Source organism: Paraburkholderia humisilvae (genome assembly GCF_902859855.1).
GTDB lineage: Bacteria > Pseudomonadota > Gammaproteobacteria > Burkholderiales > Burkholderiaceae > Paraburkholderia > Paraburkholderia humisilvae.
In genome coordinates, this window is record NZ_CADIKH010000001.1 from 387,958 (window position 1) to 396,365 (window position 8,408).

Annotated in this window: 9 protein-coding genes; 5 read left to right on the forward strand and 4 right to left on the reverse strand. The window is 63.1% G+C overall.

What is annotated here, in order from left to right; genetic code table 11:
• Positions 1–43: 43 nt before the first annotated feature.
• Both fghA and HV796_RS01675 read right to left on the reverse strand, forming a co-directional pair.
• Positions 44–889 (reverse strand): S-formylglutathione hydrolase, encoded by an 846-nt coding sequence (fghA, locus tag HV796_RS01670; RefSeq protein ID WP_175224485.1) that lies wholly within the window; start codon positions 887–889, stop codon positions 44–46.
• A gap of 16 nt (positions 890–905) precedes the next feature.
• Positions 906–2,012 carry an S-(hydroxymethyl)glutathione dehydrogenase/class III alcohol dehydrogenase gene (locus tag HV796_RS01675; protein WP_175224487.1) on the reverse strand — a complete coding sequence of 369 codons (1,107 nt, stop codon included), beginning with the start codon at positions 2,010–2,012 and terminating at the stop codon, positions 906–908.
• 330 nt (positions 2,013–2,342) lie between these two features.
• Here HV796_RS01675 and HV796_RS01680 point away from each other — a divergent pair, with 330 nt between their 5' ends.
• From HV796_RS01680 to HV796_RS01690, 3 genes are all read left to right on the forward strand, one after another.
• Positions 2,343–3,140, forward strand: coding sequence for an enoyl-CoA hydratase-related protein (locus tag HV796_RS01680; protein ID WP_175224488.1), 798 nt, complete (start codon positions 2,343–2,345; stop codon positions 3,138–3,140).
• A gap of 36 nt (positions 3,141–3,176) precedes the next feature.
• Complete coding sequence (locus tag HV796_RS01685) at positions 3,177–3,659, forward strand: acyl-CoA thioesterase (RefSeq protein WP_175224490.1); 483 nt, start codon at positions 3,177–3,179, stop codon at positions 3,657–3,659.
• A gap of 154 nt (positions 3,660–3,813) precedes the next feature.
• Positions 3,814–4,137: an SRPBCC family protein gene (locus tag HV796_RS01690; protein WP_175224492.1), complete on the forward strand. Its 324-nt coding sequence runs from the start codon at positions 3,814–3,816 to the stop codon at positions 4,135–4,137.
• Here HV796_RS01690 and HV796_RS01695 read toward each other — a convergent pair.
• Positions 4,108–5,520, reverse strand: a complete 1,413-nt coding sequence (locus tag HV796_RS01695; protein ID WP_175224494.1) for a xylulokinase — start codon at positions 5,518–5,520, stop codon at positions 4,108–4,110. The two genes, HV796_RS01690 and HV796_RS01695, sit on opposite strands and share 30 nt — an antisense overlap.
• Positions 5,521–5,904: 384 nt before the next feature.
• Between HV796_RS01695 and HV796_RS01700 the strand changes: the two genes are divergently transcribed.
• Together HV796_RS01700 and HV796_RS01705 are read left to right on the forward strand one after the other, a co-directional pair.
• Positions 5,905–7,317 (forward strand): nucleobase:cation symporter-2 family protein, encoded by a 1,413-nt coding sequence (locus HV796_RS01700; RefSeq protein WP_175224496.1) that lies wholly within the window; start codon positions 5,905–5,907, stop codon positions 7,315–7,317.
• Between the two features lie 176 nt (positions 7,318–7,493).
• Positions 7,494–8,051: a hypothetical protein gene (locus tag HV796_RS01705; RefSeq protein WP_175224498.1), complete on the forward strand. Its 558-nt coding sequence runs from the start codon at positions 7,494–7,496 to the stop codon at positions 8,049–8,051.
• Here the strand turns inward: HV796_RS01705 and HV796_RS01710 are convergent.
• Positions 8,014–8,408: transposase (locus HV796_RS01710; RefSeq protein ID WP_175224500.1), on the reverse strand; the 395-nt coding region annotated here is incomplete at its 5' end. The genes HV796_RS01705 and HV796_RS01710 overlap by 38 nt on opposite strands.

An 8,408-nucleotide genomic window follows, 5' to 3' on the forward strand; every position in this document is an offset into this window, starting at 1 on the left:
GCTGCCGCAACGCAGTCGCGCCGTGCGGCAGCGGCCCGCATTGTTACGCGAGCAACACCTTCGCGTGATGCGCGAGATGATCTTCGATAAAGGTTGAAATAAAGTAGTACCCGTGGTCGTAGCCCGCGTGCCGCCGCAGCGTCAACGGCTGGCCTGCGGCGCCGCACGCCGCCTCGAAGACACCCGGATTGAGCTGCTCGTCGAGAAACTGATCCGCGAGCCCCTGATCGACCAGAATGCCCGCCGCGAATGTTGCCGACGCGCGCCCGACCAGTTCGCTCGCGTCGTACTCGCGCCATGCGTCCCGGTTCTCGCCGAGATAGCCGTTGAACGCCTTCTCACCCCATGGGCAGCGCATCGGCGCGGCGATCGGCGCAAACGCGGACACCGACCGGTACAGGTCCGGATTACGCAGCGCAAGCACGAGCGCGCCGTGCCCGCCCATCGAGTGGCCGAAGATGCCAAGCCGCGCCGCATCGATCGGCAGATTCGCGCACACGGTCTCGCGCAAATCGTCTTGCACGTACGAGTACATCCGGTAGTGCTTCGCCCACGGCTCGCGCGTCGCGTCGACGTAGAATCCCGCCCCGACGCCGAAGTCCCACGCTTCGCTCTCGCCAGGCACGCCTGCGCCGCGCGGGCTGGTGTCGGGCGCGATCAATGCGATGCCGTGCCGCGCGGCGAAGCGCTGCGCGCCGGCCTTGATCGGAAATGTCTCTTCGGTGCAGGTCAACCCCGCGAGATAGAACAGCGCCGGCACCTTGCCGTGCGCGGCCTGCGGCGGCAGATACGCGGCGAAGCGCATCGGCAGGCCGATCGTGCGCGAATCATGCTGGTAGAACTGCTGCACGCCACCGTGACAGGCGTGCGACGAGCGCGTCTCGAGCATTGCGATCTCCCTGGTACTAGTACATCACCACCGAGCGGATCGACTCGCCCTTCTTCATCAGGTCGAAACCGTCGTTGATCTGTTCGAGCGACAGATGGTGGGTGATCAGATCGTCGATGTTGATCTTGCCTTCCATATACCAGTCGACGATTTTCGGCACATCGGTACGACCGCGTGCGCCACCGAATGCCGAGCCTTTCCATTGACGGCCCGTGACCAGCTGGAACGGCCGCGTGCTGATCTCCTCGCCGGCCGCCGCGACGCCGATGATGAACGACTGCCCCCAGCCCTTGTGCGTGCATTCGAGCGCATCGCGCATCACCTTCGTATTGCCGATGCATTCAAACGAGTAATCGGCGCCGCCATCGGTGAGCTGCACGATGCGGTCCACGACGTTGTCGACTTCCTTCGGGTTGATGAAGTCGGTCATGCCGAATTTCGTCGCCAGTTCCACCCGCCTCGGGTTGATATCGACGCCGATAATCCGGTTGGCGCCGACCATCTTCGCGCCCTGGATCACGTTGAGCCCGATGCCGCCCAGCCCGAACACGGCGACATTCGCCCCCGCTTCGACCTTCGCCGAATAGACGACCGCGCCCACACCGGTCGTCACGCCGCAGCCGATATAGCACACCTTGTCGAACGGCGCGTCCGCGCGAATCTTCGCGACGGCGATCTCCGGCACGACAATGTAGTTCGAGAACGTCGACGTGCCCATGTAGTGATAGAGCGGCTTGCCGCCGAGCGAGAAGCGCGAGGTCGAATCCGGCATCAGGCCTTTGCCTTGCGTTGCGCGTATTGCCTGGCACAGGTTCGTCTTGCGCGACAGGCAGAACTTGCATTGCCGGCATTCCGGCGTGTACAGCGGAATGACGTGCTCGCCCTTTTTCAGCGTACCGACGCCCGGCCCGACGTCGACCACCACACCGGCCCCTTCATGACCGAGGATTGCCGGAAAAATGCCTTCCGGGTCCGCGCCGGACAACGTGTAGTAGTCGGTGTGGCAAATGCCGGTGGCCTTCACCTCGATCAGCACTTCTCCGGCGCGCGGGCCCTCGAGATCGACTTCCTCGATGGTCAGCGGCGCGCCGGCTTTCCATGCGATGGCGGCTTTGGTCTTCATTCAGTGTTCTCCTGGATTCTTGAGAAGCGGATAGCGGAAAGGTCAATGTCAGGGACGTCGGCCTCCGTCGTGGGCTCCGTCGTTCGTCCCTGTCGTTCACTCCAGTCACCGGTACGCGCGGCGAAGGACGTTCGCACCGGTACGCGCACCGTGCATGTTGGCGATGCTCAGCCGTTATGTAAAGGTCGCGTCCGACGAAATTTCGTCAAACAGGATCGCCTCTCTATACTCGAAAGACGTGACAGAAGCAAAGGGACGCCGACGCGCCGGGACACCAGCGGCGCGCGTCGGCGAAAATACCGCAGACACTGACTTTCGGAACGCGACCCCATGGCAAGCCAGACCCAGGCATCCGACGATGCCATACAGTTGACTGTCAGCGACGGCATCGCGCGCGTCACGCTGAACCGCCCCGAGCGACGCAACGCGCTCACCTTCGCGCTGTGGCAGCGCCTGGGCGACACCTTCGATGCGTTGAGCGCGCGGCGCGAGATTCACGCGATCGTGCTGACCGGCAGTGCAAACAGCTTCTGCGCGGGCGCCGATATCTCCGAGTTCGGCGAAGTGCGTGCGAACGCGGAGCAAGCGCGCCAATACGAGCAGGCTTACGAAGGATGCTGCAACCGGATCGCCGCGTCGCCGAAGCCGACCATCGCGGCGATCAACGGCTATTGCATGGGCGGCGGCTGCAACGTCGCGATGTCATGCGATTTCCGCGTTGCCGTGCGTCACGCCACGTTTGCGATTCCGGCCGCCAGGCTTTCGATTGTCTACGGCATTGCGGGCACGCGCCGGCTGCTGTCGCTCGTCGGCCTCGCCAACGCAAAGCGCATTCTCTACACCGCTGAAACGTTCGATGCCGAGCGCGCGCTGCGTATCGGCTTTATCGACGACATCGCCGACGACGCGCTCGCTGCGGCGCAGGCATTCGCACAGCGGCTCAACGCATGCGCGCCACTCACGATCTCCGGCGCGAAAACGATGCTCGACGCGCTCGCATCCGGCAACGGCGCGTTACGCGATGGCGTAGTCGAAGCGCTGCTCGATCAGGCCGCGCAAAGCCATGACTTTCGCGAAGGACGCGCGGCGTTTGCGGAAAAGCGCGCGCCGCGCTTTCGCGGCGAATGAGTCACGACAAGAGACCGGGACCGATCGCGAGGCCGCATGAACCAACCCATAACCGACACGCGCGAACCGCGCCGGCAACGCGCCGACTTCACCGCACTGCACGGCGTCACAACGCGCTGGTCGGACAATGATATCTATGGGCACGTCAATAACGTCGTTTACTACTCGTACTTCGATACGGCGGTGAATAGCTGGTTGATCGAAGCCGGACTGCTGTTGTTATCCTCGGAGCCGGACACGGATACTCAACCGATCGGCCTCGTCGTCGAGACACAATGCCGCTATTTCGCACCGCTCGCGTTTCCCGACACCGTCACGGTGGGGCTGCGCGTCGCCCGCATCGGCGCCAGCAGCGTGCGCTACGAACTCGCGATCTTTCGCAACGAAGAAGATAACGCGTGCGCGCAAGGCCATTTCGTGCACGTGTATGTGGATCGCGTCACGCGCCGCCCCGCCTCATTGCCAGCCGCGTGGCGACAGCGTCTTGAAACCTTGCAGGTGACACCGCCTGCCTCGTAAGGACGCGCAAACCGTACGCCTCCACTTAGGCAACCGAAGTGTGCACCGGCTTTGCGCCGCAGTGGAATAACGCGCATGGACCAGCTGTGGATGCTTTCTTGAAACGGCATCAACCCTGCGTTTCTCCATTCCACCTTCAGACAGGTATCCCAACATGGCGAACACCTCGGATTCGGTCGAACTCGGCGCACCGCCCGATCGCGTATGGCAATTGATCGGCGGCTTTCATTCGCTGCCGGACTGGCTACCTTACATTGCCAGCAGTGCAATGAGCGAAGGCGGGCGGGTGCGCACACTGCGCAGCGCTGCGAATGAAGTGATCGTCGAGCGGCTCGAATCGTTCGACAACCGTAACCGCTCGTACAGCTACTCGTTTCTTGCATCCCCCTTTCCCGCGAGCGACTATCTCGCGACGCTAAGCGTGCGGCACGCGAGCTCGCGACCGCGCTCAGAACCAGCCTTCGACGCGCCCGTATAGATCGATAAAGCGCGCATACCGGCTAGCGATGGCGCGATCGCCGCTTGGCCCTGCGACACGCGTCGCCGCAGGCGCAAGCGTCGCCAGTTCATCCACGCGCCAATGGCCGCACGCGAGTCCGCCGAGCAACGCGGCGCCGCGCGCGGCGGCGTTCGGACAATCGACCGCGTGAAGCTCGACGTCGAGCGCATCGGCAAGCAGCTGGCGCCAGCGCGTATCGACCGAGCCGCCGCCCGCAAGACGCAATGCATCGACCGCCGCGCCGCTCTCGCGAATCGCGTCGAGGCCCGCGCGCAGCGCGAACGCGACACCCTCGAAAGCCGCCCGCATTAGCGCACCGCGCGGAGCGCCGAGTGCCAGCCCGAGCCAGCCGCCGCGCGCAGCGGGATTGAGCCACGGAGTGCGCTCGCCGGTCAGGTACGGCAGGAACGTGAGCGCGCCGGCATCGCACCCGGCGGCGAACGCGTCGCGATAAGCGTCACTCCATTCATACGACAGCCATCCGCGCACCGCTTCGAGCGCAACACCGACGTTCTGCATCGCGGCCATCCGATACCAGTCGCCAGTCGCCGCGCGATAGCGGTGCAAACCTCGCGCGGGTGGTGGCTCATCGCTCGATAGCACGACGATCTGCCCACCAGTACCGGTTGTCAGCAGCGCGTCGCCGTCTTTCACGAGGCCGCTGCCGAGCGCGGCACACGGCGTGTCGGCCGCGCCGGTCGCGAGCGGGATGCCCGCGCGCAAGCCGAGCGCATGCGCCGCTTCGGCTGACAACACACCACTCATCGCGAATGACGGCGCCAATGCGGCAAACCATGTGCGCGGCAAACCGAGCCGATCGAGCAACGCGACATCCCACACGCCGGTGGGCTCAGCCAGCGCGGTCGCGCACGCATCGGATGGGTCGGTCGCCACTTCACCGCCCAGCGCGACGCGCAGCCAGTCCTTCGGTTGCAGCGCCCAACGCGCTCTTTCGACGGGCTCGGGCTCGTGTTGCGCAACCCAACGCAGCAGTGGACCGGCCATCCCAGGGGCAACCGGATTCGGCTGCGGGTAGGGCCACGCGTCGAGCAGCGCGAGGGCACGCGTGTCGGGCCAGAGCATCGCGTGCCGCACGGCCTCGCCGTGCACATTCGTCAGCACGACGCCATGCATCTGCCCGGAAAAGCCGATCGCTTCGATCGCATCGCGTTCGTCCGCGGGCAAACGCGCCGACGCTTCGCACAGCGCGCGCCACCAGGTCTGTGGATCAATCTCGGCCCAACCCGGATGCGGCGTGTCGAATGCATACGCGACGCTTGCGATCGATGTTTCGTGGCCGTCGCCGTCGACGATCGCGAGTTTCAGTGAACCGGTGCCGAGATCGATGCCGAGATAGGACATGAGTAGCCGTTCGATGGAAATGGAATGGCGCAATCCGGCACGAGCGAAGCGCGCTCAGCCGCGCCGCGCGGGTTAACCCCAGCGCACGCTTCGCCGCGCCAAAGCCGCATGATGCGCGGCGCCAAATACAGATCATATCGAACGCGATACGTCCCCGTTGCGAGGCCGCTTATGTCACCGTCCCTTGCTCACGTGCGGCTTGCGCGGCGGCCGGTAACGCCTGCGCAGGCACGGCGCCGCTCCGTTCGCCGCATGCCCGTGGCAGTCGCCCCATGTCGGCGCATATCGGCCCTGCGAATGCCGAAATAGCCGTCCGAGGTCTTGTTGTGCTTTTTCGGCGCGCATACCGTTAGGAACATTCCTAAACCGACGTGGAGAGAGACAATGCATGCGAACACGGTCCACCCGTGCGATGAGCGCCTGCCTGCTGGCCGCCTGCTGACGCTCGGAATCCAGCACGTACTCGTCATGTATGCGGGCGCGGTTGCCGTGCCGCTGATCATCGGCAGCGCGCTGAAACTGCCGAAAGACCAGATCGCATTCCTGATCAGCGCCGATCTGTTCTCATGCGGTATCGCGACGCTGATCCAGACGCTCGGCCTGTGGATTTTCGGCATTCGTCTGCCGGTCATCATGGGTTGCACGTTCGCCGCGGTCAGCCCGATGATCGCGATCGGCACGAACCCGAATCTCGGCATCCTCGACATCTTCGGTTCGACCATCGCGGCGGGCGTGATCGGCATTCTGCTGGCGCCTGCGATCGGTAAGCTGCTGCGCTTTTTCCCGCCGGTGGTGGTCGGCGTCGTGATCTCGGTGATCGGGCTGTCGCTGATGGAAGTCGGCATCAACTGGGCTGCGGGCGGGGTCGGCAATCCTGATTACGGCAGTCCGGTGTATCTGGGGCTTTCGCTGACGGTGCTGATGCTGATCCTGCTGATCAACAAGTTCGGCAAGGGCTTCATCGCCAATATTTCGGTGTTGCTGGGTATCGTTGCCGGCTTCGTGATTGCGGCGCTCATCGGCCGCGTGAACATGGAGGGCGTAACGAGCGCGCCGTGGGTCGGCTTCGTGATGCCGTTTCATTTCGGCTTGCCGCACTTCGATGCGCTGTCGATCGCAACGATGGTCACGGTGATGTTCGTCACGTTCATCGAGTCGACCGGCATGTTCCTCGCGGTCGGCGACATGGTCGAGCGGCCCGTCGATCAGAAAACGCTCGTGCGCGGTTTGCGCGTCGACGGTCTGGGCACGCTGATCGGCGGAATCTTCAACTCGTTTCCGCACACATCGTTCTCGCAGAACGTCGGACTGATCGGTGTCACCGGTGTGAAGAGCCGCTACGTGTGCGCGATGGGTGGCGTGATTCTGGTGCTGCTCGGACTGTTTCCGAAGATGGCGCAAGTCGTCGCGTCGGTGCCCGCGTTCGTGCTCGGCGGCGCTGGCATCGTGATGTTCGGCATGGTGGCGGCGAACGGCATCAAGGTGCTGTCGAAGGTCGACTTCGCGAAGAATCATCACAACCTTTTCATCGTCGCGGTCAGCATCGGGCTGGGGCTCGTGCCGGTCGTGTCGCCGCACTTCTTTGCGAAGTTGCCCCCAGCGCTATCGCCGCTGCTGCACAGCGGAATTCTGCTGGCCTCCGCGTCGGCGGTCGTGCTGAATCTCATCTTCAACGGCGTTCAGCGCGAACGTGCGGCCACGCGCGAACCGCGTCGTCCGGAACACGAGCTGGACGTGAGCACCGATCCGCGCGACGCTGCCGCGGGTGACGGGATGATGCAGACGGTCGCGGAATAACCTTCCGGATGGGCTTCGAACAGCAGCGACGAAAGATGTCACTGACTGTGTGATTGACATTGCAGGAACGCGCGATCGCGGCACGACCGCGACCGCCACACACCTGGCCATTCGGACGAATGGTGGCGACGGAAAGGCATCCATAGAATGGACCGCTCGCCTTTTCGTTCCGTCCAATGTCGCAAAACGCACTACAGGTCGCCGTCGAAGAAATACCCGAGCATGCGCAGCGCTTTAGCGATGTTTCATTTCGTGGCGTTCGATGGGACCTGAGCCATCTCGACTCCTTCACATTCAAAATCGACCTGGACCTCGGCGCCGACGTGACGGTGCTGGTGCTGTTCTTATGCCACTGTTTCTCTCACAGCGTTCGATGGGATAAACGCGCACGAGCACTGATACCAGCGAATGAGATCTATGACGATGGCAGAGAGCAACGCGTACTCGATCCTCAGCGATATGAATTATCACGACGTTTCTTGAGAGACGTTGTGATGAGCTTGCCGTCGCGTCACATCGGCTTAGCCGACGAGCGGCAGCCTAATTTCGTCACGGTCGAAAGCCTGAATGCTGAAGGCACCACTTCGCTCTACGCGATATTCTTCGAGGCGCGCAAGGACAAGAGCCGCAGACGCAGGATGATCCTGCGCATTCAATCCGCGTACATTCTTATTGACCTTTCCATAAATCATGACGTCACCACAAGGTTGCCTGAATCCAGCACGCGGCGATGATCGAAGGTCGGTGCTGAGCGCTTTTGAGCTTGTTGCGAGCGACGGTGTGCAACTCGTTGAGATTGTCGGGGCAGAAGTTCGCAATCGCGTGACGCTTGAGCCATGCCCACAGGTACTCGACGGGATTGAGTTCCGGACAATACGGTGGCAGGAAGGTGATCTGAATATGGACGTCGAGCGAATCCAGGTATTGGCGGACAATTGCGGCGTGGTGAGGCCTGACACCGTCCCAGATGATCAGCAGCGGCTGCTTCAGATGCGCTTTGAGCGCCTTGAGAAACTCGATCACCTGTTCCTTCTTCACGCTGCCTTCGTACAACCGGAACAGGTAGTTCGTGCGACTGAGACCCGCAATCG

Excerpts from the sequence above, each read along its gene's own strand:
- HV796_RS01690 (WP_175224492.1), top strand. The coding sequence starts at position 3,814 with ATGGCGAACACCTCGGATTCGGTCGAACTCGGCGCACCGCCCGATCGC.
- HV796_RS01705 (WP_175224498.1), top strand. The coding sequence starts at position 7,494 with ATGTCGCAAAACGCACTACAGGTCGCCGTCGAAGAAATACCCGAGCAT.
- HV796_RS01700 (WP_175224496.1), top strand. The coding sequence starts at position 5,905 with ATGCATGCGAACACGGTCCACCCGTGCGATGAGCGCCTGCCTGCTGGC.
- HV796_RS01680 (WP_175224488.1), top strand. The coding sequence starts at position 2,343 with ATGGCAAGCCAGACCCAGGCATCCGACGATGCCATACAGTTGACTGTC.
- HV796_RS01675 (WP_175224487.1), bottom strand. The coding sequence starts at position 2,012 with ATGAAGACCAAAGCCGCCATCGCATGGAAAGCCGGCGCGCCGCTGACC.
- fghA (WP_175224485.1), bottom strand. The coding sequence starts at position 889 with ATGCTCGAGACGCGCTCGTCGCACGCCTGTCACGGTGGCGTGCAGCAG.
- HV796_RS01695 (WP_175224494.1), bottom strand. The coding sequence starts at position 5,520 with ATGTCCTATCTCGGCATCGATCTCGGCACCGGTTCACTGAAACTCGCG.
- HV796_RS01685 (WP_175224490.1), top strand. The coding sequence starts at position 3,177 with ATGAACCAACCCATAACCGACACGCGCGAACCGCGCCGGCAACGCGCC.